The sequence below is a fragment of the Pseudomonas sp. Marseille-Q7302 genome, assembly GCF_965111925.1.
The window spans coordinates 4,423,862-4,448,611 of the sequence record NZ_CBCOPK010000001.1 but is presented as its reverse complement, the minus strand read 5'-3'; the positions used below and the strand labels follow the sequence as shown (position 1 = coordinate 4,448,611).

The following is a 24,750-nucleotide window of genomic DNA, read 5'->3' as shown; positions in this document are numbered from 1 at the left end:
CGAGCGGAGTCCTTCCTTGAGCGAACACCAAGCCCCCGCCCAGCCGGTCCCCCTGTCGGTCTGGCGTGATCCCTGGCACTTCCTGGCCTTTGGCCTGGGTTCCGGCACCCTGCCCAAGGCACCCGGTACCTGGGGATCGCTGATCGCCTTGCCCTTCGTGCCGCTGTGGCAGCTGCTCACTGGCTGGAGCTATCCGTTGTTGTTGGTGGTCCTCACCCTGTTCGGTTGCTGGTTGTGCGGCAAGGTTGCCCGGGAGCTGGGCGTGCACGACCACGAGGGCATCGTCTGGGACGAGATGGTCGGCATCTGGATCACCTTCTGGCTGGCGCCCCCGGGGTTGATCTGGCTAGTGGTGGGTTTCGTCGCCTTCCGCGTGCTAGACATCTGCAAGCCCTGGCCAATCCGCTGGCTGGATGTCAATGTCCGCGGCGGCGTCGGCATCATGGTCGACGATGTACTGGCCGGCGTCCTCGCCTGGCTGGTGGTTCAGGGACTACATATCGGTTGGGGTCATCTCGTCGGCTGACGAGACGCAGGCCCAAGGAGCAGGGCAGTGAAAAGACTGGGCGCGTGCGGCCTCATCTGGGCCGTCGGTACGCTCGCCTGGGCGCAGCCCCAGGTCAGGGTCGTGGGGTTGTTCAACGGCGCGGCGGTGATCAACGTCAATGGCCAGCGCAAGCTGCTCAAGGTCGGGCAGCGGCTGGACGAGGTCGAGGTGGTCAGCGCGGATTCCCAGCAGGCGGTGCTGCGCATCGAGGGCCGGACCCAGGCCTTTGGTCTCGATCGCGAATACAGCGATGGCTACAGCGCGCCGCAGCGCCGCGAATTCAGCGTGCCACGCAGCAACAACGGTCACTATCAGGTCACCGCCAACGTCAACGGCCGGCCGGTATCCCTGCTGGTGGATACCGGCGCCACCAGCGTGGCCCTGAGCGGCGCCCAGGCCGACCAGCTGGGGATCCGCTACCGGGACGGCACTCAGGGCTGGGTGGAGACCGCCAGTGGCCATGCCCGCGCCTGGCGTACCACGCTCACGCAGGTGCGCCTGGGGGATGTGGAGGTCGTCGGGGTGGAGGCCATGGTGCTGGAGGGCAACTACCCCAGCCAGGGTCTGCTGGGCATGAGTTTCCTCAACCGGGTCGGCTGGCGCGAGGCTCAGGGCATCTTCTACGTCCAGGCGCGCTGATAGATCATTGGGTATCGACGTCATAACCCCTGGCGATGACGCCGGACCCGGGGAAAAGGTTACAATGTACGTCTTTCCCCGTCAGGAGCCTGCAGGTGTCCGTCGTCTTTGTCGCCGCCTCCCAACTGCCCACCCCCTTCGGCCTGTTCACCATGCACGGTTTTCTCGATGAGACCGATGGCAAGGAGCATGTCGCCCTGACCTTCGGCGACGTGGCCGACGGCGAGCCGGTGCTGGGACGGCTGCATTCCGAATGCCTGACCGGCGATGCGCTGTTCAGCCTGAGATGTGACTGTGGTTTCCAGCTGGAAGCGGCGTTGCGTGCCATCGCCGAGGCGGGCCGTGGCGTGCTGCTCTATCTGCGCCAGGAAGGGCGTGGTATCGGCCTGCTCAACAAGATCCGCGCCTATGAGCTGCAGGATGCCGGGGCCGATACGGTGGAAGCCAACGAACGTCTGGGCTTTGGCGCCGACCAGCGCACCTATGCCCTGTGCAAGCCGATGCTCGATCACCTGGGCATCACCTCGCTGCGGTTGATGACCAACAATCCGCGCAAGGTGAAGGCGTTGGAAGCCTTGGGGATTCCCGTAGCCGAGCGGGTGCCTCTGCAAGAGGGGCTCAATCCGCACAACCGCCGCTATCTGCTGACCAAGGCCGGCAAGCTGGGTCACATGCTCGGTAATCTGCACCAGAACGAAGACATGGAAAAGGCGCCCTAGGGCGCCTTTTTACTGGCCAGCGGCAGGCTGCGCTCAGGCTTCCTTGCGCAGACCGGTCGGTGCCAGGTCCGCCAGGGCCAGACGCTCGCGTACTGAGCGTTCGATGCCCGCCTCATCGAGGCCGCATTCGGCCAGCATGTCAGCCGGCTTGGCGTGTTCGATGTAGCTATCCGGCAGGCCCAGGTTGAGTACCGGCCGGAGCAGGGCGTTGGCCTGCAGGAACTCGTTGACCGCACTGCCGGCGCCACCCATGACGCTGTTTTCCTCGACGGTGACCAACAGGTCGTGGTCGGCGGCGAACTGGCGGATCAGCGCCTCGTCCAGCGGCTTGACGAATCTCATGTCGGCCACGCTGGCGTCCAGACGCTCGGCGACCTGCAGGGCTTCGGCCAGTTGCACGCCAAAGACCAGGAAGCCGACCTTGGAGCCGCTCTTCAGGCTGGTTTGGCGACGCACCACGCCTTTACCGATGGGCAGGGGTTCCAGGCCCGGATCGAGGGCGGCGTTGGGGCCGCTGCCACGGGGATAACGCACCGCAGCCGGACCCTGGTGGCGATAGCCGGTGGTAAGCAGGCGGCGCAGCTCGTTCTCGTCGCTGGGCGCCATGATCACCATGCCGGGGATGCAGCGCAGGTAGGACAGATCGAAACTGCCGGCGTGGGTAGGGCCGTCTTCGCCCACCAGACCGGCGCGGTCGATGGCGAAGAGCACGTCCAGGTTCTGCACCGCCACGTCGTGGATCAGCTGGTCATAGCCGCGCTGCAGGAAGGTGGAATAGATGGCGACCACCGGCTTCATGCCGTCGCAGGCCAGGCCTGCGGCCAGGGTTACCGCATGCTGCTCGGCGATGGCTACGTCGAAATAGCGCTCGGGATAGCGTTCGGCGAAGCGGATCAGGTCGGAGCCTTCCTTCATCGCCGGGGTGATGCCCACCAGCTTGGAATCGGCGGCGGCCATGTCGCACAGCCAGTCGCCAAAGATGTTGGAGTACTTGGGTGCACCCGGGCGCTTGGGCTTGGCGTCCAGCGGCTCCAGCTTGGTGATGGCGTGGTAGCTGATGGGATCGGCCTCGGCGATGGACAGGCCCTTGCCCTTGCGGGTGATCACATGGAGGAACTGCGGACCCTTGGCATCGCGCAGGTTGCGCAGGGTGGTGACCAGGGTCGGCAGGTCATGGCCGTCGATGGGGCCGATGTAGTTCCAGCCCAGCTCCTCGAACAGGGTGCCGGGTACCAGCATGCCCTTGGCGGCTTCTTCGGTGCGGCGGGCGATTTCCCAGGCACCGGGCAGCTTGGAGAGGGCCTTCTTGCCGTTCTCGCGCAGGTGCTGGTAGGTACGGCTGGAGAGCAGCCGCGCCAGGTAATTGGACAGGCCGCCAACGTTGCGCGAGATGGACATGTCGTTGTCGTTGAGCACCACCAGCATGTTGGCGCCGGTGTCCGAGGCATGGTTGAGTGCCTCGAAGGCCATGCCCGCGGTCAGGGCGCCGTCGCCGATCACCGCGACCGACTTGCGCTCGATGCCCTGCAACTGGGCGGCAATGGCCATGCCCAGGGCAGCGCCGATGGAGGTGCTGGAGTGACCGACGCCAAAGGTGTCGTATTCGCTCTCGCTGCGGCGCGGGAAGGCGGCCAGGCCGTCCTTCTGGCGCAGGCTGGCCATGCCTTCGCGACGACCGGTGAGGATCTTGTGCGGATAGGCCTGGTGGCCCACGTCCCACACCAGCCGGTCTTCCGGGGTGTTGAAGACGTAATGCAGGGCCACGGTCAGTTCGATGACGCCCAGGCCGGCGCCGAAGTGACCGCCGGTCTGGCCCACGGTCCACAGGAGAAAGGCGCGCAGTTCGTCGGCGACGGCTTCCAGCTCGGCGTCATCGAGCTGGCGCAGCTGCACCGGCGAGTCGATGCGGTCGAGCAGGGGCGTCGCGGGACGCTGGCGGGGAATCTCGTGAAACGTCTTGGGCATCTGGCTGATCACTTTGCGCAGAGAATTAGGCAGTTTACCCGATGCCCGCGTGGCATCCCAACAGCGGGCAGGGCGTCTTGTTATGCCCCTGTGACAACGGACCCGGGGGCAAATGCGGCTCGGGTCGCGAGTTTTTCCGCTGGAGCGCGTCTAGCTACGTCGTTCCACGATATAGCGGGCCAGGGCGCGCAGGGGTTCGGCGGGCTCGCCCAGCGGCTCTATGGCGGCCAGGGCGGTGTCGCGTAGCTCCAGGGCATAGGCCTTGGCGGCGTCCAGGCCAAGCAGCGCCGGGTAGGTCGGTTTGTCGCGGGCGAGGTCGGCGCCCTGGCGCTTGCCGAGGGTTTCCGTATCGCTCTCGATGTCGAGCACGTCGTCCCACACCTGAAAGGCCAGGCCGATGGCCTCGGCATAGCGGGCGAGGGCGTCGCGCTCGGTAGGGCCGGCGGCTTCGCTGGCCAGGGCGCCGAGCTGGACGCTGGCGGCGATCAGGGCACCGGTCTTGTGCAGGTGCATGGTTTCCAGCGCCGGCTGGTCGATACGCCGGCCGACCGATTCCAGATCGATGGCCTGGCCACCGACCATGCCCGCCGGGCCACTGGCGCGAGCCAGCACGGCGACCATCTCCAGTCGCACGGCGGCAGCCTGGGGCGCCGCCAGCAGCGTCTCGAAGGCCAGGGTCTGCAGGCCGTCGCCCGCGAGGATGGCGCAGGCCTCGTCATAGGCCTTGTGGGTAGTGGGTCGGCCGCGGCGCAGGTCGTCGTCGTCCATGGCCGGCAGGTCGTCGTGGACCAGGGAATAGGCGTGGATCAGCTCCACCGCGCAGGCCGCCTGGTCGGCGCGCGCCGGATCGCCCCCCAGGGCTTCGCAGGCGGCGTAGACCAGCAGTGGCCGTACTCGCTTGCCGCCACCCATGACGCTATAGGCCATGGCGGCATAGAGCCGGGCGAGTTCGGCGCGGGGCGCGCTGAAGAGGGGAGCGAGGGCGGTATCGACGCGGGTCTGGCAGCGTTGCTGGTAGGCCTCGATCATGCGTCGTCCCCGGCCGGAGCGAAGGGGGCGGCCGTGAGTTCGCCATCCTTTTCCAGCAGGATCTGCACCTTCTGCTCGGCCTGCGCCAGGGCGCCCTGGCATTCGCGGGTCAGGCGGATGCCTTGTTCGAAGGCGCCGAGGGAGTCCTCCAGGGACAGCTCGCCGCTTTCCAGGCGTTCCACCAGGGTCTGCAGTTCGGCCAGGGATTGTTCGAAGTCGGGAGCTTTCTTGCGGGCCATCGGGATTCTCGGCAGACGCGATCGGATCGCGGGAAGGTAGCAAAGGGCGGAGCAGGGTAGCAATTTTGCCACACTCGGCGGCGCTGCTTGACGCGGTGCTCGTCGACGCCCTAGGGTAGCGGTCATGAATACGCGCAGCCCCCAACGCCCCAGCATTATTACCGCCATTACCTGATGGCGGGACAGCGTTAGCTGCGCAACCAGACCCGCCCAAGAGGCGGGTTTGTACTTTCTGACTCCTGGGCCCCGACGAAACCCCCCAGGAGCCCACCATGACCGCCAAGGAACCCGCCACCGCTCTCTTGCAGCGCTATGCCCGCAAGATCCTCGAAGCCCCCGTCTACGACGTAGCCATCGAGACGCCCCTGCAACCGGCGCGGGCGCTGTCCGAGCGGCTGGGCTGCCAGGTGCTGCTCAAGCGCGAAGACCTGCAGCCAGTGTTTTCCTTCAAGATCCGTGGCGCCTACACCAAGCTGGCCAGCCTCTCGGCCAGCGAGAAGGCCCGCGGGGTGATCACCGCCAGCGCCGGCAACCATGCCCAGGGCCTGTCCCTGGCGGCACGTGAGCTGGGCGTGCGGGCGATCATCGTCATGCCGCGCACCACCCCCGAGCTCAAGGTCATCGGCGTGCAGTCCCGCGGCGGCGAGGTGGTGTTGCATGGCGACGCCTTTCCCGAGGCCCTGGCCGAGGCGCTACGCCTGGTCGAGGAGCAGGGCTACACCTTCGTGCCGCCCTATGACGACCCCGACGTCATCGCCGGCCAGGGCACCGTGGCCATGGAGATCCTGCGCCAGCACCCCGGGCGGCTGGACGCCATCTTCGTCCCCGTGGGCGGCGGTGGTCTGATCGCCGGCATCGCCGCCTATGTGAAATACCTGCGTCCCGAGGTCAAGGTCATCGGCGTCGAGCCGGACGACTCCAACTGCCTGCAGCAGGCCATGGCCGCCGGCGAGCGGGTGGTCCTGCCGCGGGTGGGGCTGTTCGCCGATGGCGTGGCCGTGGCCCAGATCGGCCACCATACCTTCGAGATCTGCCGGCGCTATGTGGACGAGGTCATCACCGTCAGCTCGGATGAGATCTGCGCGGCGATCAAGGACATCTACGACGATACCCGCTCCATCACCGAGCCTTCCGGCGCCTTGGGTGTGGCCGGGATCAAGAAGTACGCCGAGCGCGCAGGCAGTGGCGGCCAGGTGCTGGTGGCCATCGATTCCGGCGCCAACATCAACTTCGACCGTCTGAGGCACGTGGCCGAACGCGCGGAGCTGGGCGAGCAACGCGAAGCCATCATCGCCGTGACCATTCCCGAGCGGCCGGGCAGCTTTCGCGCCTTCTGCGAGGCCTTGGGCCGGCGGCAGATCACCGAATTCAACTACCGGTACCACACCGGCCAGGAAGCCCACATCTTCGTTGGCGTCCAGACCCATCCGCAGCGCGATCCGCGTGACGTCCTCATCCAGGGCCTGCGCGACCAGGGCTTCCCGGTGCTGGACCTGACCGACAACGAACTGGCCAAGTTGCATATCCGCCACACCGTGGGTGGCCACGCGGCACGGGTCGGTGAGGAGCAGGTGTTCCGCTTCGAATTCCCCGAGCGGCCCCGGGCGCTGTTCGACTTCCTCGACCGCCTGGGCGGACGCTGGAACATCAGCATGTTTCATTATCGCAACCACGGCGCGGCGGATGGGCGGGTATTCGCCGCGTTGGAAGCCAGTGATGCCGAGCGGGGCGAGCTGCTGGCGACCCTGGATGCCATCGGCTATCGCTACTGGGACGAGACCGAGAATCCGGCGTATCGGTTGTTTATCGGGTGATTGGGTTTTCAGGACCGCAGCATGGCAGTCCGTCGATGCGGCCGCTCTGCATTGATCGCGGCCATGGGCCGCTCCTACGGGTTCATCCATGCCTGTAGGAGCGGCCCATGGCCGCGATTGTCTGTAACGGGTACTGGAGCCTGTCCGTGGAAAACGCTGCGCGGTTTTCCACGCTACGGAGCCTAGGCATCCCCCTCTCCCTCCGGGAGAGGGCTGGGGTGAGGGCGACCAGACGCCAGAATTAAACTGTTGGGCTTCGCTACGCTCAGCGCCAACCTACGAGAGCGTCAATCCGCGTCATACCGCGCGCTGAAGGCCTGGACGAAGGCGTTGCGCAGGATATTGAAGAAAGCCTGTAGCGGACTGATGTCCTGGTTCTTCACGCTGCCTGAGAGATCCACCCGGGTGGCGAACTGGTCGCGGGGCTGGTTCTTGAGCAGGGTCTGGGCGGTGCCCACCACGGCTTCCCAGGCGCTTTCCAGGGCGTTCTTGTTGCGGTTCTCGACGTCCTGCTGCCAGTCGAAGATATCGACGTTCTTCATCAGCGGCTTGACGTAGCCACTGAGCCGGCCGTCCACCGCCTTGGCCTCCACCACCACGTCGCCGCTACCGGCACGGAAATCGAACTTGCCATAGGCGCGAGCGAAATCGTTGAGTTTGGGCAGGTCGATGTCGGTGACTCTCAGGCGGAAATCGAAGTCGGTGAAATCCTTGAAGGGATCGAAGCGGGCGCTGGCTTCCAGGGGGGCGCTGCCGAGGATGGCGGCCTTGCCTTCGAAGTGGGCGATGCGCTCGCCCTGGGCGTCGGCGGCGTTGGTCAGGTTGTAGAGGCTGGCGTTGACGTCGGTGGCCGCCAGGTTCACCTGGGGCTTGGAGTTGAAGTTGCGGAAGGTCACCCGCCCATTCACCACCCGTACCTCGTCGAGGGTGATGGAGATCAGCTTGTCCACCTGGTCCTGCCAGTCGGTGCCTTCACCGGTCTGCGACTGCTCCTTGCGTGCACCGCCGTCGACGAAATTGAGTTCGGGGTGATCGAAGAGGATGCGCCCGACGATGGCATGGTCCTGCCACAGCGAACGCCAGCTCACCGCGATATCGATGCTGGGCGCCTTGAGAAAGGGCACCGGCACCTTGCCGTTGACCTTGACGATCTCCAGTCCTTCGATGCGATAGGCGCCGCGCCACCAGGCCAGGTCCACGTCGGCGATCTGGCCACGATAGTCGCCCATGTCCGCCAGCTTCTCGTTGAGGTAGTGGCGGATCACCAGGGGGGCGGCCAGGTGCAGGCACAGCAGCACGACGACCAGGCCGATAAGGATGAAAAGAGGCAAACGCAGACGACGGGACATGATGGCAGCTCAGGGCGGACTCGTTCCCGGTCGACCCTGCAGAGCGGGTCTGAGTTTCTTTCTGCTTCGTCAGCTCGTTGACTCAGGCAGACCTGAATGTCGCGAGCGGCTCTGCTTGGCGGCCGGCGCCCCACCGCACTACCCAGCCCGTGCTTGAACGACAGGCGCAAAAAAGCCGGCTTGTGGCCGGCTTTCGAGGGCGGGTTGAGCTGATTTTTGGTGAGCCCGGCCCGCCCGGGTTGCCCTTGCCGGGCAGATGAGAAAGAGGCCTGGGGCCTCCAGCGGCGATCGGCAGATGGCGGATCGGCGCAGGGTCGCGGATGGCGACGAGGGGTGCAGAGTAGTCGCTTTGCCGCCGGATAGGAAGTCCGGAATGGCTGGTGTGACGTCCGGAAACAGAAAAGCCCGGCGAGCCGGGCTTTTCGAGAGGAACGCGGATCAGCCCTTGTAGGCGGCCACGGCCTTGGTGATCTCGGCGCGGGCGGCGGCGGCGTCGCCCCAGCCTTCGACCTTGACCCACTTGCCCTTCTCCAGATCCTTGTAGTTCTCGAAGAAGTGCTTGATCTGCTCCAGCAGCAGGGCCGGCAGGTCGGTGTATTCCTTCACGTCCTTGTACAGGACGCTCAGCTTGTCGTGGGGGACGGCGATCAGCTTGGCATCACCACCGGCTTCGTCGGTCATGTGCAGCACGCCGACCGGACGGGCGCGGATCACGGCGCCGGGCGCGACCGGGTAGGGGGTCACGACCAGCACGTCCAGGGGATCGCCATCGTCGGCCAGGGTGTTGGGGATGTAGCCGTAGTTGGCCGGGTAGAACATGGGGGTGGCCATGAAGCGGTCGACGAAGAGGGCGTCGCTGTCCTTGTCGATCTCGTACTTGATCGGCGCGTGGTTGGCCGGAATCTCGATGGCGACGTAGATGTCGTTCGGCAGGTCTTTGCCGGCGGGAATCTTGCTGTAGCTCATGAACGGGTCCCTCTGGTCGGTTGGGAAAAGTGGCCGGGAGTATAGGCGCTTTCAGATCGGGGTTCGAGCCTCGGACCCCGGGGTTGTCGGGTGTTGCACGCTCGCCAGGCTGGCGGCGAGACGGCTGCGCGGGTCCTGGCGGAACAGTTGCTGCAGCTGTGCGTAGACCGCCGGGTAGTGCTCGCTGAGCAGGTCGGGGGCGCTGAAGAAGTACTCGCAGGCGACGGCGAAGAATTCCTCGGGGCTTTCCGCCGCATAGGGATCGAGGACGGTCTGCGCATCCGGATCGGCATCGAGCTGGCGATTGAGGTCGTCGTAGGCGGTCTGCAAGGCGCTGGTCCAGGCGGCCTGGGGCATGCCTTCGTGCAGCGGCGGCTGGCCATTGCACAGGCCACCGGCGAGCAGGTCGATGAGATGGGCGAATTCGTGGATGACCAGGTTGTAGGCCTCCCAGCCGCCACTGGCCTGGATGCCGGGCCAGGCCAGCACCACCTGGCCGCGGTCCCAGGCTTCGCCGTCGCGTTCCTCGTCCCACTCGTGTTCCAGGCCGCCCTCGTCGCGATGGCGCTGCGGGCTGACGAAGGCGTCCGGGTAGACGACGATCTCGCGGACATTGGGGTAGAGCGCCGCTTCCGGCAGGTGTAGCAGGGGCAAGAGCGCCTGGGCGACCAGCAGCAACCGGTCGCCGTCGTCCAGTTCCAGGCCTTCGAGCAGGGTGAGGCGCTTCTCGGCGAGGAACAGCACGCAGTGCTCGCGCAGCCAGGTGTCTTCCTCCTCGCTCAGGCCATCGAGGATCGGCAGGCGCTGGCGCAGGCGCGCCCAGAGGTCATCGGCGATGGCGACCCGCTCCAGCAGGCGCCGCTCGCGCCAGGCGCGCCAGAAGCCCAAGGACTCAGGCCCCGCTCTGGACCGCGGCGCGACGACTCTTGATCAGGCCGAGGATCATCGGCAGCAGGGAGATGCCGATGATGGCCAGGACCATGACGGTGAGGTTCTGCTTGATGAAGGGCACGTTGCCGAAGAAGTAGCCCAGGCTCACCAGGCCGCCGACCCACAACAGCGAACCGAGCACGCTGTAGGCGAGGAAGTAGGGGTAGTGCATGCGCCCGACGCCGGCGACGAAGGGGGCGAAGGTACGGATGATGGGCAGGAAGCGCGCCAGGGTGATGGTCTTGCCACCGTGGTGCTCGTAGAAGGCCTGGGTGCGCAGCAGGTAGTCGCGGCGGAATACCTTGGAGTCGGGGTTGCTGAACAGCTTGTCGCCGGCGAAGCGGCCGATCAGGTAGTTGGTGCTGTCGCCCGCCACTGCGGCGAACATCAGCAGGCCGGCCAGCAGATAGGGATCCATGTCGCCCAGGGCGGAAATGGCACCGGCGATGAACAGCAGGGAGTCCCCGGGCAGGAAGGGCATGACCACCAGGCCCGTCTCGCAGAAGATCACGGCGAAGAGGATGACGTAGATCCAGGTGCCGTACTGGGCTACCAACCCGCTGAGATAGACGTCGAGGTGCAGGATCAGGTCGATCGGGTTGAATTCCATGGGGCGTGCCTACCGTAGGTGCGAGGGTCCGGCGGCGATTATAAGGGCAGCCGGGGCCAGCGTTTGTGGCCTGGTCGAGATCGGCGCCGGGAAAAAACGCCAGCCGCTCAGAGGTCAGGGTAGGCGAAAGGTTCACTCCCGCGCCGGGACCGACGCGGGAGTGGCGCGCTGGTTCTCAGCCCAGCGCCATGTCGATCACCACCCGACCCTCGATACCGCCGCCGTGCATGCGCGCGAAGATGTCGTTGATGTTCTCCAGCGGCTCGGCGCTCACCGTGGCCTTGACCTTGCCTTCGCCGGCGAAGTCCAGGGCCTCCTGCAGGTCCAGGCGGGTGCCGACGATGGAGCCGCGCACCGTGGTGCCGTTGAGCACCATGTCGAAGATCGACAGCGGGAAGTCACCCGGCGGCAGGCCGTTGAGGGCAATGGTGCCACCGCGACGGGTCATGCCGATGGCCTGCTCGAAGGCCTTGGGCGAGACCGCCGTGACCAGGGCGCCGTGGGCACCGCCGATCTCCTTCTTCAGGTAGGCCGCCGGGTCCTGCTCGCGGGCATTGACCGTGACCTCGGCGCCCAGTCGGCGGGCGAGGTCGAGCTTCTTGTCGTCCACATCCACCGCCGCCACGTTCAGGCCCATGGCCCGGGCGTACTGCACCGCCATGTGGCCCAGGCCGCCGATACCGGAGATCACCACCCAGTTGCCCGGCTTGGTGTCGGTCATCTTCAGGCCCTTGTAGACGGTGACCCCGGCGCAGAGGATGGGCGCGATCTCGACGAAGCCGACGTTGTCCGGCAGGCGGCCGACGTAGCCGGCATCGGCCAGGGTGTATTCGGCGAAGCCGCCGTTCACCGAGTAGCCGGTGTTCTGCTGGGATTCACAGAGGGTCTCCCAGCCACCCAGGCAGTGCTCGCAATGGCCACAGGTGGAATACAGCCAGGGCACCCCGACCCGGTCGCCTTCCTTGACATGGGTGACCCCGGTGCCCACCGCCACCACATGGCCGACGCCTTCGTGACCGGGGATGAAGGGCGGATTGGGCTTGACCGGCCAGTCGCCCTGGGCGGCGTGCAGATCGGTGTGGCAGACGCCACTGGCGGCGATCTTGACCAGTACCTGGCCGGCGCCTGGGATAGGCACCTCGACTTCGCGGAATTCCAGGGGTTTGCCAAAGGCGGTGACGACAGCGGCTTTCATTGTTTTAGGCATGACGAGTCCCTCATGGATGCATGATGCGTGGATGAAGCCAGACGGGGCCTGCGCCGGGACGCACCTGTCCACCGCGGGCGGCCGTTGCCTCTAGCGTCGGCCACCCACGGGGAGCGGGTGTTGATCCAGGTCAGGTGGGAGGCGCGCCTCGACTTCCTGCTGAGGCGCGCGATCCAGGCGTCGCTTTAGAAGAAGCCCAGCGGATTGATGTCGTAGCTGACCAGCAGGTTCTTGGTCTGCTGGTAGTGGTCGAGCATCATCTTGTGGGTTTCACGGCCGACGCCGGATTTCTTGTAGCCGCCGAAGGCAGCGTGGGCGGGGTAGAGGTGGTAGCAGTTGGTCCAGACGCGACCGGCCTTGATGCCGCGACCCATGCGGTAGGCGCGATTGATGTCGCGGGTCCAGACGCCGGCGCCGAGTCCGAACTCGGTGTCGTTGGCGATGGCCAGGGCCTCGGCTTCGTCCTTGAAGGTGGTCACCCCGATCACCGGGCCGAAGATCTCCTCCTGGAAGACGCGCATCTTGTTGTGGCCCTTGAGCAGCGTCGGCTGGATGTAATAGCCGCTGGCCAGGTCGCCCTGCAGTTTCTCGACGTTGCCGCCGGTGAGGAACTCGGCGCCTTCCTCGCGGGCGATCTCCAGGTAGGAGACGATCTTCTCGAACTGCTGCTGGGAAGCCTGGGCACCGACCATGGTCTCGGTGTCCAGCGGATCGCCGCGCTTGATCTGGGCGATCTTCTTCATCACCGCTTCCATGAAGGGGGCGTAGATGGATTCCTGCACCAGGGCGCGGGACGGGCAGGTGCAGACCTCGCCCTGGTTGAAGAAGCCCAGCACCAGACCTTCCGCGGCCTTCTCGATGAAGCTCGGCTCGGCCTGCATGATGTCTTCGAAGTAGATGTTGGGCGACTTGCCGCCCAGCTCCACGGTGCTGGGAATGATGTTCTTGGCCGCGCAGGAGAGGATGTGCGAACCCACCGGGGTAGAGCCGGTAAAGGCGATCTTGGCGATACGGGTGCTGGTGGCCAGCGCCTCGCCGGCTTCCTTGCCATAGCCCTGCACCACGTTGAGCACGCCGGGCGGCAGGAGGTCGCCGACGATCTCGGCGAACAGGGTAATGGACAGCGGCGTCTGCTCGGCGGGCTTGAGCACCACGCAGTTGCCAGCGGCCAGCGCCGGGGCCAGCTTCCAGGCGGCCATCAGCAGCGGGAAGTTCCAGGGGATGATCTGGCCGACCACGCCCAGCGGCTCGTGGAAGTGATAGCTGGCGGTGTTGTCGTTGATCTCGGCGGCGCTGCCTTCCTGGGCGCGGATGCAGCCGGCGAAGTAGCGGAAGTGATCGGCGGCCAGGGGCACGTCGGCGTTGAGCGTCTCGCGCACCGCCTTGCCGTTGTCCCAGGTCTCGGCGACGGCCAGTTTTTCCAGATTCTGTTCGATGCGGTCGGCGATCTTGAGCAGGATCAGCGAGCGGTCCTGCACCGAGGTGCGGCCCCAGGCATCGGCGGCGGCGTGGGCGGCGTCCAAGGCGCGCTCGATGTCGGCGGCGTCGGAACGGGGGAATTCACCGATCACCGAGCCGTTCACCGGGGAGGTGCTGGTGAAATACTGGCCTTTCACCGGGGCGACGAATTCGCCGCCGATGTAGTTGCCGTAGCGGGCCTGCAGGGTCAGCAGGGCGTCTTGGGTGCCGGGAGCTGCGTAGCGCATGGTGGGTCTCCTGTTTGTTCTTGTATGAAGCGGCGCTCCGATCCTGAGCAAGGCGCGGGCCAAGTCGGGCGAACCCGCATGGATGCGACGTTGCGGGCTTTTCCAGGGAGTGCCGTCATCTGTCACTGTGACAGAGGTGTCACCCCTTGGCGTGACAGCCTGTCACCTGGGGGTGACAGAGTGCGCAGTCCGACCGATTTGGCCTATGCTGGAGGCCGCGCAGACGCCCCCGCGGAGGACAACGACAATGGCCGCCACCCCGTCCGATCGTCATGCCAGCCAGGTGCTCGAACTCGCCCGCGGCGCTGTCCCTGACGGCCCGGCCAGCGATCCGGCCATCGCCCGCTCCTGGCGGCGCTGTCTCGACGAACACCAGCTCGACCCGGCCGCGCGCGTAGCGCCCTGGGTGCTGGAACGCGCCCGCTTCGACGAGCACCGCCAGCGCCAGCAGCGGGTCTTGCAGATCGCCCGCGGCCAGATGAATTCCCTGCACCAGCAGTTGGGCGGCGCCGGCCATGCCGTGCTGCTCACCGATGCCCGCGGGCTGATCCTCGATTGCGTGACCGCCGAAGCCGAGCGCGAGACCTTCCAGCAGGCCGGACTGTGGCTGGGCGCCGACTGGAGCGAGGCCTGCGAAGGCACCAACGGCATCGGCACCTGCGTGGTGGAGCGCCAGGCGCTGACCATCCATCGCGACGAACACTTTCGCAGCCGCCATACCCAGCTGACCTGCTCGGCCAGCCCGGTCTTCGATCCGGCGGGCGAGCTGCTGGCGGTGCTGGATGTCTCCACCGCGCGCCAGGAGTCCTCGCGTCAGGGCCAGTTCCACACCATGGCGCTGGTCAATCTTTCGGCCAAGCTGATCGAGAGCTGCTATTTCCTCGACCGTTACGCCGCTGGCTACCTGCTGCGCTTCCATGCCCAGGCGGCCTATGTCGGCCTGCTCAGCGAAGGGCTGCTGGCCTTCGACGACGAGGGCCGCGTCCAGGCCGCCAACGAAACCGCGCTGATGCTGCTCGGCCTGGCGCGTAGTGCGGTGTTGGGGCAGCGGATGGAGGCCCTGTTCGAGCTACGGCTGGACGACCTGTTGGAGCGCGCCCGCCCGCAACCCAGCGCTTGCTGGGCACTGCGTGGTCGCCAGGGGCAGGGCTTCCACGGTCTGGTGCGCGGCCCTCAGGTGCGCCCGGTCACCCCGGTAGCGGTGCCCAAGACGCCCGTGCCCAGCGGTATCTGTCTGGCCGATCCGGCCCTGGCGCGGGATTTCACCCGGGCGCTCAAGGTCCTGGAGCGCGATGTACCGGTGCTGCTGCATGGCGAGACCGGCACCGGCAAGGAAGCCTTCGCCAGCGCCCTGCACCGCGCCAGCAGCCGCGCCGGTCAGGCCTTCGTCGCCCTCAACTGCGCGGCCATCCCGGAAACCCTGATCGAGAGCGAGCTGTTTGGCTATCGTGGCGGCAGCTTCACCGGGGCGCGCAAGGAAGGCATGGCCGGCAAGCTGCAGCAGGCCGATGGCGGCATCCTCTTTCTCGACGAGATCGGCGACATGCCCCTGGCGCTGCAGACACGTTTGCTCAGGGTGCTGGAAGAGCGTCAGGTGGTGCCCCTCGGCGGCGGCGCGCCCCGCGCCCTGGACCTGCGCCTGGTCAGCGCCAGCCACCGTGATCTGGAGGCCCTGGTGGCGGCCGGCAGCTTTCGCGAAGACCTCTACTATCGGCTGCGCGGCCTGGTGGTGACCCTGCCAGCCCTGCGTGAGCGCAGTGATCGCGGCGAACTGCTCGATCTGCTGCTGGCCGAGGAAGCCCGCGGCGAGTCGATCCGTCTCGATCCGGCGGCGCGTGCCTGTCTGCTCGCCCAGCCCTGGCCTGGCAACGTCCGCCAGTTGCGTACCGTGTTGCGCACCCTGGTAGCCCTGAGCGAAGACGGCCATATCGGCCTGGACGAGCTGCCAGCGGATTGCCATAGCGACAGGGCACCCGTGTCCTCATGCGCAGCCCCGGTCGACAACGCCCGGGAGGAGCTGCGCAGGGCGCTGGACGACTGTCACTGGCAGATGACCCGCGCGGCCAAGCGCCTGGGGGTGAGTCGCAACACCCTCTATCGCTGGTTGCATCAGCACGGCCTGCAGCGCCCGCAGGACTAACGCGCTGCGTTGGCACAGAGGTGGGCGATGCAGGGCGAGACGAACAGACCGCCCCGGTAGGCGCCGGCCAGGGTGCGGCTGGCGACCAGGGCCCATAGCAGGGCCAGCAGCACCACCAGCACGGCGCCCAGACCGGTGAAGAAGGGCGCCGCCAGGGCTTCCCCCAGGCGCAGGGTGGTCAGGGCATAGACACCCAGGGGAAAGGTGAAGCCCCACCAGCTCAGGTTGAAGGGCATGCCCTCACGGGCATGGCGATGGGTCACTAGCACAGCCAGCGCCAGCCACCAGAGCCCCAGTCCCCAGAGCAGCACCGCGCCCAACAGGCCCAGGCCCTGGGCGATCTCGCCAATTCCGGCCAGGCCATGGGCGGCGAACACTGTCGGTGCATCGGCGCCCAGTACCAGCAGGCCCAGGGCGCCGGTGGCGATCGGTCCCAACGCCAGCCAGCTCGACGCGGCCATGCTGGCCGGCGGCAGCTTGTGCAGCGCCAGGCGCAAGAGCAGGATCACCAGCAGGCTCAAGGCGACGGGCACCGAATAGGCCCAGAGCACATAGCTGGCGACGAGCACCGTGAATTGCTCGCTGGCCGCCAGGTGCGGCACCAGCAGGCCACCACTGGCGGCGGCCACCTCGGCGGCCACCACCGGCAACAGCCAGACCGCGGTCATCTGGTCGATGCGGTGTGCCTGGCGGGTAAACATCAGATAGGGGATCAGCACCCCGCAGGCCAGCGCCATGGCCGCATCCAGCCACCAGAGGCCGAGCGCCAGGGTCACCACCGACTCGCCCCAGTGCGGCAGGCCGAACAGCAACAGGCCGTTGATCAGGGTCGCCAGTCCCATGGGAATGGTGCCCAGGAACATGGAAACCGTGGCGTGGGCGAAGATCTCGCGGGCTTCCTGGTAGAACAGCAGCCAGCGGGCGGCATAGAGCCCGGTGAACAGGCTGAACAGCAGGACATCGAGCAGCCAGAGGCCTTCGGCGATGGCATGCAGGCCGGGAAGCGGCAGGGGGAAGGCTGCCAGCGCGAGCGCCAGGATGCCCGTGCCCATGGTTACGGCGAACCAGTTGGGCGTGAACTGGCGGATGACCTCCAGTGGGCGGTCGAGCTGGCTGAAGGGTCCGAGTACCTGCTCGGGGACGACGGTGAAAAGCGACATGGCAGGGCTCCGGAAGGGATGGCCTTCAGGCTAAGCCTGCTCGCTTATCATTAAAAATGAATGATTACGAAATATTAAACCACTGGTTAGATAAGGCGCTGCCCTTGCTTGCCAGGCAGCGCCTGGGCATCAGGGCTTGGCCACGTGCCAGACCTGATTGACGCCATCACCTGTGGTATCGCCCGGCTTGCTGTCCTTGATCCAGGTATACAGCGGCTTACCCTGGTAGGCCCATTGCTGGCTGCCGTCGTCACGGGTCACCAGGCTGTAGCCATCGGCGGCCTTGGCCCCGGCCTCGGCTTTCAGCGGTGGCCAGTTCTGGGCGCAGGGGCCGTTACAGGCGGACTTGCCCGCGCTGTCCTTGGCGAAGGTGTAGAGCGTCATGCCCTGGCTGTCGACGAGCACCTTGCCCAGGGCGGTGTCGGCGATCTTGGTCGGCGCCGCGGCGAGGGCGAGTCCGGCGAAAGAGAGGGTTGCAACGGTAATCAGCAGGCGTTTCAGCATGGTCGACCTCTTGTCATTGTCATTAAGGCGAGCGTACCTACGGACGTGCACAGGCATCCGCATAGCCAGGGATGCCCTTCGCACTCTAGTCGAAATCCCGGTGGATGGGGCGAGCGCAGCGCTCCGCCATCCGCGACGGCCATCGCTCCGGCGGCGCGGCCCCCCGTGCTAACCTTGCCGCCGTTCAATTTGCAGCGGAGCCCGCCTGTCATGCACATCCACATCCTCGGTATCTGCGGCACCTTCATGGGGTCGCTCGCGGTGCTGGCCAAGGAAGCCGGCCATCGCGTGACCGGCTCCGACGCCAACGTCTATCCGCCCATGAGCACCCAGCTGGAGGCCCAGGGCATCGAGCTGACCCAGGGCTACGATCCGGCGCAACTCGATCCGGCGCCGGACCTGGTGGTGATCGGCAACGCCCTGTCGCGCGGCAATCCGGCGGTGGAGTTCGTGCTGGACAAGGGGCTGCCCTATGTCTCCGGTCCTCAGTGGCTGGCCGAGCATGTGCTGCAGGGCCGCTGGGTGCTGGCGGTCGCCGGGACCCACGGCAAGACCACCACCACCAGCATGCTGGCCTGGGTGTTGGAGCACGCCGGCATGAGCCCGGGCTTTCTCATCGGCGGGGTGCCGCAGAACTTCGGCATCTCGGCGCGCCTGGGCGGTACGCCCTTCTTCGTGGTGGAAGCCGACGAATACGACAGCGCCTTCTTCGACAAGAGATCCAAGTTCGTCCACTACCGGCCGCGGACCACCATCCTCAACAACCTGGAATACGATCACGCGGATATCTTCCCGGATCTGGCAGCCATCGAGCGGCAGTTCCACCACCTGGTGCGGACCATTCCCAGCAGCGGCCTGATCATCCATCCCACCGCCGAGACGGCGCTGGTGCGGGTGCTACAGATGGGCTGCTGGACCCCGGTGCAGACCACCGGCGCCGGCGGTCAATGGCAGGCCCGCCTGCTGGCCGAGGACGGTTCTCGCTTCGAGGTGCTCTTCGACGGCGAGGTCCAGGGCACCGTGAACTGGGAGCTGACCGGCCAGCACAACGTGGCCAATGCCCTGGCCACCCTGGCGGCGGCTCGTCATGTCGGGGTGGTGCCAAGCATGGGCGTCGCCGCCCTGAGCGAATTCCGCAGTGTGAAGCGGCGTATGGAGAAGGTCGCCGAGGTGCGCGGGGTGACCGTCTACGACGACTTCGCCCACCATCCCACCGCCATCGCCACCACCCTGCAGGGGCTGCGCGCCCGGGTCGGCAGCGAGCGCATCATCGCCGTCATCGAGCCGCGCTCCAATTCCATGAAGCTGGGCGCCCACCGCGACGGTCTGCCAGACAGTGTCACCGGTGCCGACAGTGTGGTCTGGTACGCCCCGCCGAACCTGGGCTGGGACCTGGCCGGAACCGCCGCCGCCTGTCAGGTGCCTGCGGTAGTCTGCGACTCCCTGGAGGCCATCATCGCGCGGGTCCAGGCCGAGCTGGACGGACCCGCCCATGTGGTGATCATGAGCAACGGTGGTTTCGGCGGCCTGCACGGCAAGCTGGCCGCGGCCCTGGAGCAGGCATGATGGCCGGTCCGGAACGTATCACCCTGGCGCTGACCGGCGCCTCCGGCTCCCAGTATGGCCTGCGTCTGCTCGACTGCCTGGTGCAGGAGGAGCGCGAGGTGCACTTCCTTATCTCCAAGGCCGCGCAGCTGGTGATGGCCACCGAGACCGACGTGGTGCTGCCGCCCAAGCCCCAGGCCATGCAGGCCTTTCTCACCGAATACACCGGCGCGGCCCCCGGCCAGGTGCGGGTGTTCGGCCAGAGCGACTGGATGGCGCCGCCGGCGTCCGGCTCCAGCGCCCCGGCAGCCATGGTGGTGTGTCCCTGTTCCACCGGTACCCTGTCGGCCATTGCCACCGGCGCCAGTAACAATCTCATCGAACGCGCCGCCGACGTCGCCCTCAAGGAGCGCCGGCAACTGATTCTGGTGCCGCGCGAGTCGCCGTTCTCCAGCATCCATCTGGAAAACATGCTCAAGCTGTCCAACCTGGGCGTGACCATCCTGCCGGCCTCGCCAGGCTTCTATCACCAGCCGCAGACCCTCGATGACCTGGTGGACTTCGTGGTGGCACGCATCCTCAACACCCTGGGCATCCCCCAGGACATGCTGCCGCGCTGGGGCGAGCATCACCTGTCCGGTAACGATGACTAGGGTCGTCGCGCGCCTCGGCCTGCTGCTGACGGCCGTCCTGCTCCTCGGCGGCTGCGCCACGGCGCGCACCCTGGACGCCGCCAAGCCCGGTGCGCCGTTGGTCTATGCCGGCACCCGGCTGGATCTCTATGCCCTGCAGGGCGGCTGCTGCGCCTTGGAGCGCTTCGGTGCCGAGGCCCCGGCCTGGCCGGTACTGGACCTGCCCGGCAGTGCCCTGCTCGATACCCTGTTGCTGCCGCTGTCGCTGCCGGCAGCCATTGGCGGGCGGGGCAGCGTGCGGGGCGGGCTCTAGCAGGCTTGCAGCAACTCCCCGAGCTTGGCCATGGCCGCCTCGCTGCGCGCGTCCCAGGGATGACCGCAGTTGAGTCTGATGCAGTTTCGAAACCCCTGCTGCGCGGAAAAGATTGGCCCTGGCGCCAGGCTGATGCCCTCGGCCAGCGCCTGGCGATACAACGCCAGGCTGTCCACCCGGGAGGGCAATTCGAACCAGAGGAAGTAGCCGCCCTGGGGGCGGCTGACGTGGCTGTCGGCCGGAAAGTAGCGGCGCGCTGCGGCCAGCATGGCCTGGCGCTGCCGGTCGAGACTCAGTCGTAGCCGGCGCAGATGACGATCGTAGCCGCCGTGCTGCAGATAGTCCGCCAGGGCGGCCTGGGCTGGCATCGAGGGGGTGATGGTGGTCATCAGCCGCAGTCGCGCGACGGCTCCCGCCTGGCGTCCGGCCGCGATCCAGCCGATCCGATAGCCGGGCGCCAGGCACTTGGAAAAGGAGCCGCAGTGCAGTACCAGGCCATCGGTGTCGAAGCGCTTGACCGGGCGGTGCGGTTCGCTGCCGCTGTAGAGTTCGGCATAGACGTCGTCTTCCAGCAGCGGCACCTGGTGGCGTCGCAGCAGGCCATAGAGGCGCTGCTGGGCCTGGTCGTCGAGACTGACCCCGGTGGGATTCTGCAGGCCGCTCATGAACCAGCAGGCCTTGATCGGCAGGCGGGCCAGGGCCTCCTCCAGGGCGTCGAGATTGAGGCCCTGCTCGGGGTCGACCGGGATTTCCACCGCCTTCAGTTGCAGTCGTTCCAGCACCTGCAGGCTGGCGTAGAAGGCCGGGCTTTCCACCGCGACCAGATCGCCGGGGCGGGTCAGGCTCTGCAGGCCCAGGTTGAGCGCCTCCAGGGCGCCGTGGGTGATCACCAGCTCTTCGCCGACCTCGGGCATGCCGGCCAGGCCATAGCGCCGGGCGATCTGGCGACGCAGCTCGGGATGACCGGGGGTCACGTAGGCGGTGAGGTCATGGGCGGGCAGGTCGCGCAGGCCGTGGGCCATGCTGCGGGCCAGGCGCGCCAGGGGAAAGAGATCGGGGCTGGGAAAGGCCGAGCCGAAGGGCACGATGCCCGGATCCTGCAGGGACTGCAGCACCGAATACACCAGGTCGCTCACCGCTACCTCGGTGCCTTCCAGCGGGGCGAGCAGCGGCGCCGAGTCGCGTGACCGGGCGGGTTCGCGGACGAAGTAGCCGGATCTCTCCCGCGCCTCGATCAAGCCACGGCTTTCCAGTAGGTAATAGGCCTGGAATACCGTGGAGGGGCTGATGCCGTGCGTCTGGCTGGCACTGCGCACCGAGGGCAGGCGATCGCCGGGAGCGAGGACGCCGGTGGTCATCAGGGTGGCGAGCTGGTCGGCGAATCTTTCGTAGCGCTTCATGCAGGGCCAGGGCAGGGGAGACCGTCACTATAGCGAGCACGGGCCCATCTGATCCGGTTTTTCATGTGTCTACCTGCTGCTGTAACGCTGGCGTCCGGAGGCCTAAGCTTTATCCATCCCTTTCTGGCATCTCCCGGAGGCAGCCATGGACGATGGTGTTTTCATGATTCTCTTCAGCCTGCTCGCACTCATCCTGCTCGGCGGCGGCTACTACGCCTGCGTGGTCCTGAACAAGGACCGCCGCGACGTGGAAAAGAACGATCAGCTGCGCTGATCGCCCACCTCGCAGACATCCACCCAGCGCGCCTCGCTGAGGGCGGCCAGCCGCTCGGGCGTGAGGCGCACGGCGCTGTGGATGGCGCCCGCAGCAGGTAGCACCTCGTCGAAAGCCTTGAGCGATTCGTCGCAGTAGACCGGCAGCGGCGTGGCCAGTCCAAAGGGGCAGACGCCGCCCACCGGATGCCCGGTAAGGCCTTCCACGGTGGCGGCATCGAGCAGCTTGGCCTTGCCGCCGAAGGCGGCCTTGAGCTTGCGGTTGTCCAGCCGCGCATCACCGCGCGCGACCAGCAGCAGTTGCTGCTCCCCTACCTTCAGCCCCAGGGTCTTGGCGATGCGCCCGGGCTCCACGCCATGGGCGGCCGCCGCCAGGGTAACGGTCGCGGTACTGGTCGTGGCCTCGAGGATCTCGAGGTCGGGCGCGATGCGGGCGAGGTGCTGGCGGACGGAGTCGAGGCTCATGGGGCTTCCTGGGAGGGGAAAACCCGACTCTCGGCAATCCGCGCCACCCGCGTCAAGGCCGACTCAGCACTCCACGAAGGTCACGGCCAGACCGCCGCGAGAGGTTTCCTTGTACTTGTCGTGCATGTCCGCGCCGGTTTCCTTCATGGTGCGGATCACCTGGTCGAGGGAGATGAAGTGCTCGCCGTCGCCGCGCAGGGCCATCTGGGCGGCGTTGATCGCCTTGACCGCGGCAATGGCGTTGCGCTCGATGCAGGGCACCTGTACCAGGCCACCGACCGGGTCGCAGGTCAGCCCGAGGTTGTGCTCCAGACCGATCTCGGCGGCGTTTTCCAGCTGTGCGGGGCTGGCGCCCAGCACCTCGGCCAGACCGGCGGCAGCCATGGCGCAGGCCGAGCCGACCTCGCCCTGGCAACCCACCTCGGCACCGGAGATGGAGGCGTTCTTCTTGCACAGGATGCCGACCGCGGCGGCGGCGAGCATGAAGCGCACCACATCGTCGTCGCAGGCATCGGGATTGAATTTCATGTAGTACATCAGCACCGCCGGGATGATCCCGGCCGCGCCGTTGGTGGGCGCGGTGACCATGCGGCCGCCGGCGGCGTTTTCCTCGTTCACCGCCAGGGCGAAGAGGTTGACCCACTCCATGGCGGAGAGGGTCGAGCCGATGACGTTGGGCTTGCCGATGGCCTGCAAGCTCTGGTGCAGGCGGGCAGCGCGCCGGCGCACCTTGAGGCCGCCGGGCAGGATGCCTTCGTTGGCGAGACCGTTCTGGACGCATTCGCGCATCACGCCCCAGATGCGCAGCAGGCCGCTGCGGATCTCTTCCTCGGAGCGCCAGCTCTTCTCGTTGGCCAGCATCAGCTCGGCCACGCCCAGGCCGTGGCTGCGACAGAGGTGCAGCAGCTCGGCGCCGCTGGAGAATTCGTAGGGCAGCTCGGTGGTATCGCTGTCCAGCACGCCGCTGGCGGCCTGGGCGGCGTCCACCACGAAGCCGCCACCGATGGAGTAGTAGGTCGCTTCAGCCACTTCACCGGTGGTGCCAAAGGCGGTCAGGGTCATGGCATTGGGGTGGTAGGGCAGGCTTTCCTCCAGCAGCAGCATGTCTTCCTGCCAGTTGAAATGGACCGCCTGGCGGCCGGCCAGCAACAGGGTGCGCTCGTTGCGCAGGACCTCGATGCGCGGTTCGACGGCAGCGGGATCGACGCGATCCGGCCATTCGCCCATCAGGCCGATCAGGGTCGCCCGGTCGGTGCCATGGCCGATCCCGGTGGCCGACAGCGAACCATAGAGGCGCACCTCGACCCGCTTGACCTGCTCCAGCAGACCTTCGTCGACCAGGCGCTGGGCGAAGAGGGCGCCCGCCCGCATCGGTCCCACGGTATGGGAGCTGGACGGACCCACGCCGATTTTGAACAGGTCGAAGACGCTGATGGCCATGTCGGTAATCCCTGATTGAGCTTGAATAGTTGCCAGACAAGGTGCCGGCGGATGGCTCATAGTGGTGATAAGCCTTCAACTCGCACAAACGAAAGCTTCTAAGCGATCCTTTAGCGGAACTCATCGATGAGCCGGATCCTCAATGCTCAAACCCAGGCCTGGTTGCAGGTGTTCGTCTGCGCCGCGCGCCATCTGTCCTTCACGCGCTGTGCCGAAGAGCTGCATGTGACGCCTGGCGCCATCAGCCAGCAGATGCGCCAGCTGGAGGAGCGCCTGGGCTTCAAGCTGTTCCATCGCGTCGCGCGTGGACTGGAGCTGACCGCCGAGGGCCAGCGTCTGGCGACCACCCTCAACCAGGCCTATGGGCTGATCGACGCCGAACTGCGGCGGCTCAATGCCGGCCAATTCGGCGGCGTGGTGCGGCTCAGGTCGATCCCCTCGTTCCTGGGCAAGTGGCTGACCCCGCGGCTACCGCGGTTGCAGGCACGCTTTCCCGATCTGCAACTGCGGCTGGTGGCCGAGGACAGCAGCTGGTCGCTGCGCGAGGGTGAATTCGACCTCGCCATCGATCTCAACGACGGCAGCTACCCGGGACTGGCCTCGACGCCGCTGATGGATGAAGAGATCTTCCCGGTATGCGCCCCTAGTCTGCTGGCGGGACGGCCACCGCTGGAGCGACCGGAGGACCTGGAGTTCTATCCGCTGCTGCACGACATCACCGCCTGGCGCGGCAGCTACGAATACGCCGAGTGGGAGTTCTATCTCGCCAGCATCGGCGCGCCGGCGCTGGATGTGCGGCGGGGCCATACCTTCAACCGCAACCACTTGACGATCGAGGCGGCCATCGCCGGCATGGGCGTGGCCATCGCCCGGCGCGCCCTGATCACAGACGAACTGGCCCGTGGCGTGCTGGTGGTGCCGTCCTTCGGCCGTTCGGTGCCGGCCCACAAGAGGTACATGCTGCTCTACGCCCAGGGTGCCCTGGCCGATCCCCGCCTGCGCGCCCTGCACGACTGGCTGGTGCAGGAGGTGGATCAGATGGCGCTGGCACAGCCGGCGTAGGAGCGGTCCACGACCGCGATTGGATGCACCCAGGCCTGGTAGCGAGGGCTAACAACATAAGCCTGAATGAGAGAGGGATCGCGGCCATGGGCCGCT

The 24,750-nt window shown here is 66.8% G+C and carries 24 protein-coding genes; 10 read left to right on the top strand and 14 right to left on the bottom strand.

Annotated features, from left to right (window positions below):
• Positions 1-16 precede the first annotated feature (16 nt).
• The 3 genes from ACWPW1_RS20700 (at position 17) to ribA (ending at position 1,905) form a co-directional block, all read left to right on the top strand.
• On the top strand, positions 17-526 hold the full coding sequence (locus tag ACWPW1_RS20700) for a phosphatidylglycerophosphatase A family protein (protein ID WP_271653245.1): 510 nt from the start codon (positions 17-19) through the stop codon (positions 524-526).
• Between the two features lie 27 nt (positions 527-553).
• Positions 554-1,186 carry a retropepsin-like aspartic protease family protein gene (locus tag ACWPW1_RS20695; protein WP_454253879.1) on the top strand — a complete coding sequence of 211 codons (633 nt, stop codon included), beginning with the start codon at positions 554-556 and terminating at the stop codon, positions 1,184-1,186.
• A gap of 95 nt (positions 1,187-1,281) precedes the next feature.
• Positions 1,282-1,905 carry a GTP cyclohydrolase II gene (gene ribA, locus ACWPW1_RS20690; RefSeq protein WP_454253878.1) on the top strand — a complete coding sequence of 208 codons (624 nt, stop codon included), beginning with the start codon at positions 1,282-1,284 and terminating at the stop codon, positions 1,903-1,905.
• A 33-nt stretch (positions 1,906-1,938) separates the two neighbouring features.
• Here ribA and dxs read toward each other — a convergent pair whose 3' ends face one another.
• The 3 genes from dxs to ACWPW1_RS20675 all read right to left on the bottom strand — a co-directional run bounded on the left by dxs (position 1,939) and on the right by ACWPW1_RS20675 (position 5,138).
• Positions 1,939-3,870, bottom strand: coding sequence for a 1-deoxy-D-xylulose-5-phosphate synthase (gene dxs, locus ACWPW1_RS20685; protein ID WP_454253877.1), 1,932 nt, complete (start codon positions 3,868-3,870; stop codon positions 1,939-1,941).
• A 150-nt stretch (positions 3,871-4,020) separates the two neighbouring features.
• The gene (locus ACWPW1_RS20680) at positions 4,021-4,899 is read right to left on the bottom strand and encodes a farnesyl diphosphate synthase (RefSeq protein WP_313649801.1); all 879 of its coding nucleotides are present in this window, start codon (positions 4,897-4,899) and stop codon (positions 4,021-4,023) included.
• Positions 4,896-5,138: an exodeoxyribonuclease VII small subunit gene (locus tag ACWPW1_RS20675; protein ID WP_059316431.1), complete on the bottom strand. Its 243-nt coding sequence runs from the start codon at positions 5,136-5,138 to the stop codon at positions 4,896-4,898. The genes ACWPW1_RS20680 and ACWPW1_RS20675 overlap by 4 nt, the downstream gene beginning before the upstream one ends.
• Before the next feature lie 272 nt (positions 5,139-5,410).
• Here ACWPW1_RS20675 and ilvA point away from each other — a divergent pair, with 272 nt between their 5' ends.
• Positions 5,411-6,952, top strand: a complete 1,542-nt coding sequence (gene ilvA, locus ACWPW1_RS20670; protein ID WP_454253876.1) for a threonine ammonia-lyase, biosynthetic — start codon at positions 5,411-5,413, stop codon at positions 6,950-6,952.
• Positions 6,953-7,239: 287 nt separating this feature from the next.
• On the opposite strand, the gene ACWPW1_RS20665 is transcribed toward ilvA, so the two are convergent.
• The 6 genes from ACWPW1_RS20665 to exaC form a co-directional block, all read right to left on the bottom strand.
• Positions 7,240-8,301, bottom strand: coding sequence for an AsmA family protein (locus ACWPW1_RS20665; RefSeq protein ID WP_271653241.1), 1,062 nt, complete (start codon positions 8,299-8,301; stop codon positions 7,240-7,242).
• A 438-nt stretch (positions 8,302-8,739) separates the two neighbouring features.
• Positions 8,740-9,267, bottom strand: a complete 528-nt coding sequence (ppa, locus tag ACWPW1_RS20660) for an inorganic diphosphatase (RefSeq protein ID WP_454253875.1) — start codon at positions 9,265-9,267, stop codon at positions 8,740-8,742.
• 51 nt (positions 9,268-9,318) lie between these two features.
• A complete protein-coding gene (locus ACWPW1_RS20655; RefSeq protein WP_454253874.1) occupies positions 9,319-10,155 on the bottom strand; it encodes a M90 family metallopeptidase in 837 nt (278 codons plus the stop codon).
• A 4-nt stretch (positions 10,156-10,159) separates the two neighbouring features.
• The gene (locus tag ACWPW1_RS20650) at positions 10,160-10,807 is read right to left on the bottom strand and encodes a DedA family protein (protein ID WP_271653239.1); all 648 of its coding nucleotides are present in this window, start codon (positions 10,805-10,807) and stop codon (positions 10,160-10,162) included.
• A gap of 175 nt (positions 10,808-10,982) precedes the next feature.
• Positions 10,983-12,014 carry an alcohol dehydrogenase AdhP gene (gene adhP / locus ACWPW1_RS20645; RefSeq protein WP_454253873.1) on the bottom strand — a complete coding sequence of 344 codons (1,032 nt, stop codon included), beginning with the start codon at positions 12,012-12,014 and terminating at the stop codon, positions 10,983-10,985.
• A 185-nt stretch (positions 12,015-12,199) separates the two neighbouring features.
• On the bottom strand, positions 12,200-13,720 hold the full coding sequence (gene exaC / locus ACWPW1_RS20640; protein ID WP_454253872.1) for an acetaldehyde dehydrogenase ExaC: 1,521 nt from the start codon (positions 13,718-13,720) through the stop codon (positions 12,200-12,202).
• Positions 13,721-13,967: 247 nt separating this feature from the next.
• Between exaC and ACWPW1_RS20635 the strand changes: the two genes are divergently transcribed.
• Positions 13,968-15,860, top strand: a complete 1,893-nt coding sequence (locus tag ACWPW1_RS20635) for a sigma-54-dependent Fis family transcriptional regulator (RefSeq protein WP_454253871.1) — start codon at positions 13,968-13,970, stop codon at positions 15,858-15,860.
• Here the strand turns inward: ACWPW1_RS20635 and ACWPW1_RS20630 are convergent.
• Together ACWPW1_RS20630 and ACWPW1_RS20625 are read right to left on the bottom strand one after the other, a co-directional pair.
• A complete protein-coding gene (locus ACWPW1_RS20630) occupies positions 15,857-17,020 on the bottom strand; it encodes an SLAC1 family transporter (protein ID WP_454253870.1) in 1,164 nt (387 codons plus the stop codon). The two genes, ACWPW1_RS20635 and ACWPW1_RS20630, sit on opposite strands and share 4 nt — an antisense overlap.
• 129 nt (positions 17,021-17,149) lie before the next feature.
• A complete protein-coding gene (locus ACWPW1_RS20625) occupies positions 17,150-17,524 on the bottom strand; it encodes a COG4315 family predicted lipoprotein (protein ID WP_271653235.1) in 375 nt (124 codons plus the stop codon).
• Positions 17,525-17,734: 210 nt separating this feature from the next.
• Between ACWPW1_RS20625 and mpl the strand changes: the two genes are divergently transcribed.
• The 3 genes from mpl to ACWPW1_RS20610 are packed head-to-tail and all read left to right on the top strand — an operon-like array spanning position 17,735 to position 20,014.
• Positions 17,735-19,090, top strand: coding sequence for a UDP-N-acetylmuramate:L-alanyl-gamma-D-glutamyl-meso-diaminopimelate ligase (gene mpl, locus ACWPW1_RS20620; RefSeq protein ID WP_454253869.1), 1,356 nt, complete (start codon positions 17,735-17,737; stop codon positions 19,088-19,090).
• Positions 19,090-19,722 carry a flavin prenyltransferase UbiX gene (ubiX, locus tag ACWPW1_RS20615; RefSeq protein ID WP_007161189.1) on the top strand — a complete coding sequence of 211 codons (633 nt, stop codon included), beginning with the start codon at positions 19,090-19,092 and terminating at the stop codon, positions 19,720-19,722. Before mpl ends, ubiX begins: the two co-directional genes overlap by 1 nt.
• Positions 19,715-20,014, top strand: a complete 300-nt coding sequence (locus ACWPW1_RS20610; protein WP_454253868.1) for a YceK/YidQ family lipoprotein — start codon at positions 19,715-19,717, stop codon at positions 20,012-20,014. Before ubiX ends, ACWPW1_RS20610 begins: the two co-directional genes overlap by 8 nt.
• Here the strand turns inward: ACWPW1_RS20610 and ACWPW1_RS20605 are convergent.
• The gene (locus tag ACWPW1_RS20605; protein ID WP_454253867.1) at positions 20,011-21,414 is read right to left on the bottom strand and encodes an aminotransferase-like domain-containing protein; all 1,404 of its coding nucleotides are present in this window, start codon (positions 21,412-21,414) and stop codon (positions 20,011-20,013) included. The two genes, ACWPW1_RS20610 and ACWPW1_RS20605, sit on opposite strands and share 4 nt — an antisense overlap.
• A gap of 145 nt (positions 21,415-21,559) precedes the next feature.
• Here ACWPW1_RS20605 and ACWPW1_RS20600 point away from each other — a divergent pair, with 145 nt between their 5' ends.
• The gene (locus ACWPW1_RS20600) at positions 21,560-21,688 is read left to right on the top strand and encodes a hypothetical protein (RefSeq protein WP_257721101.1); all 129 of its coding nucleotides are present in this window, start codon (positions 21,560-21,562) and stop codon (positions 21,686-21,688) included.
• Here ACWPW1_RS20600 and ACWPW1_RS20595 read toward each other — a convergent pair.
• Together ACWPW1_RS20595 and ACWPW1_RS20590 are read right to left on the bottom strand one after the other, a co-directional pair.
• The gene (locus ACWPW1_RS20595) at positions 21,676-22,152 is read right to left on the bottom strand and encodes a YbaK/EbsC family protein (RefSeq protein WP_323149219.1); all 477 of its coding nucleotides are present in this window, start codon (positions 22,150-22,152) and stop codon (positions 21,676-21,678) included. The two genes, ACWPW1_RS20600 and ACWPW1_RS20595, sit on opposite strands and share 13 nt — an antisense overlap.
• 63 nt (positions 22,153-22,215) lie before the next feature.
• Complete coding sequence (locus ACWPW1_RS20590) at positions 22,216-23,592, bottom strand: L-serine ammonia-lyase (protein WP_313649824.1); 1,377 nt, start codon at positions 23,590-23,592, stop codon at positions 22,216-22,218.
• A 126-nt stretch (positions 23,593-23,718) separates the two neighbouring features.
• Here ACWPW1_RS20590 and ACWPW1_RS20585 point away from each other — a divergent pair, with 126 nt between their 5' ends.
• Complete coding sequence (locus ACWPW1_RS20585; RefSeq protein ID WP_323149217.1) at positions 23,719-24,654, top strand: LysR substrate-binding domain-containing protein; 936 nt, start codon at positions 23,719-23,721, stop codon at positions 24,652-24,654.
• Positions 24,655-24,750 lie beyond the last annotated feature (96 nt).

Excerpts from the sequence above, each read along its gene's own strand:
- ACWPW1_RS20665 (WP_271653241.1), bottom strand. The coding sequence starts at position 8,301 with ATGTCCCGTCGTCTGCGTTTGCCTCTTTTCATCCTTATCGGCCTGGTC.
- ACWPW1_RS20590 (WP_313649824.1), bottom strand. The coding sequence starts at position 23,592 with ATGGCCATCAGCGTCTTCGACCTGTTCAAAATCGGCGTGGGTCCGTCC.
- adhP (WP_454253873.1), bottom strand. The coding sequence starts at position 12,014 with ATGCCTAAAACAATGAAAGCCGCTGTCGTCACCGCCTTTGGCAAACCC.
- ACWPW1_RS20635 (WP_454253871.1), top strand. The coding sequence starts at position 13,968 with ATGGCCGCCACCCCGTCCGATCGTCATGCCAGCCAGGTGCTCGAACTC.
- ACWPW1_RS20625 (WP_271653235.1), bottom strand. The coding sequence starts at position 17,524 with ATGCTGAAACGCCTGCTGATTACCGTTGCAACCCTCTCTTTCGCCGGA.
- ACWPW1_RS20595 (WP_323149219.1), bottom strand. The coding sequence starts at position 22,152 with ATGAGCCTCGACTCCGTCCGCCAGCACCTCGCCCGCATCGCGCCCGAC.
- ACWPW1_RS20605 (WP_454253867.1), bottom strand. The coding sequence starts at position 21,414 with ATGAAGCGCTACGAAAGATTCGCCGACCAGCTCGCCACCCTGATGACC.
- ACWPW1_RS20585 (WP_323149217.1), top strand. The coding sequence starts at position 23,719 with ATGAGCCGGATCCTCAATGCTCAAACCCAGGCCTGGTTGCAGGTGTTC.
- ubiX (WP_007161189.1), top strand. The coding sequence starts at position 19,090 with ATGGCCGGTCCGGAACGTATCACCCTGGCGCTGACCGGCGCCTCCGGC.
- ppa (WP_454253875.1), bottom strand. The coding sequence starts at position 9,267 with ATGAGCTACAGCAAGATTCCCGCCGGCAAAGACCTGCCGAACGACATC.
- ACWPW1_RS20675 (WP_059316431.1), bottom strand. The coding sequence starts at position 5,138 with ATGGCCCGCAAGAAAGCTCCCGACTTCGAACAATCCCTGGCCGAACTG.
- mpl (WP_454253869.1), top strand. The coding sequence starts at position 17,735 with ATGCACATCCACATCCTCGGTATCTGCGGCACCTTCATGGGGTCGCTC.
- dxs (WP_454253877.1), bottom strand. The coding sequence starts at position 3,870 with ATGCCCAAGACGTTTCACGAGATTCCCCGCCAGCGTCCCGCGACGCCC.
- ilvA (WP_454253876.1), top strand. The coding sequence starts at position 5,411 with ATGACCGCCAAGGAACCCGCCACCGCTCTCTTGCAGCGCTATGCCCGC.
- ACWPW1_RS20610 (WP_454253868.1), top strand. The coding sequence starts at position 19,715 with ATGACTAGGGTCGTCGCGCGCCTCGGCCTGCTGCTGACGGCCGTCCTG.
- exaC (WP_454253872.1), bottom strand. The coding sequence starts at position 13,720 with ATGCGCTACGCAGCTCCCGGCACCCAAGACGCCCTGCTGACCCTGCAG.
- ACWPW1_RS20630 (WP_454253870.1), bottom strand. The coding sequence starts at position 17,020 with ATGTCGCTTTTCACCGTCGTCCCCGAGCAGGTACTCGGACCCTTCAGC.
- ACWPW1_RS20680 (WP_313649801.1), bottom strand. The coding sequence starts at position 4,899 with ATGATCGAGGCCTACCAGCAACGCTGCCAGACCCGCGTCGATACCGCC.
- ACWPW1_RS20650 (WP_271653239.1), bottom strand. The coding sequence starts at position 10,807 with ATGGAATTCAACCCGATCGACCTGATCCTGCACCTCGACGTCTATCTC.
- ACWPW1_RS20600 (WP_257721101.1), top strand. The coding sequence starts at position 21,560 with ATGGACGATGGTGTTTTCATGATTCTCTTCAGCCTGCTCGCACTCATC.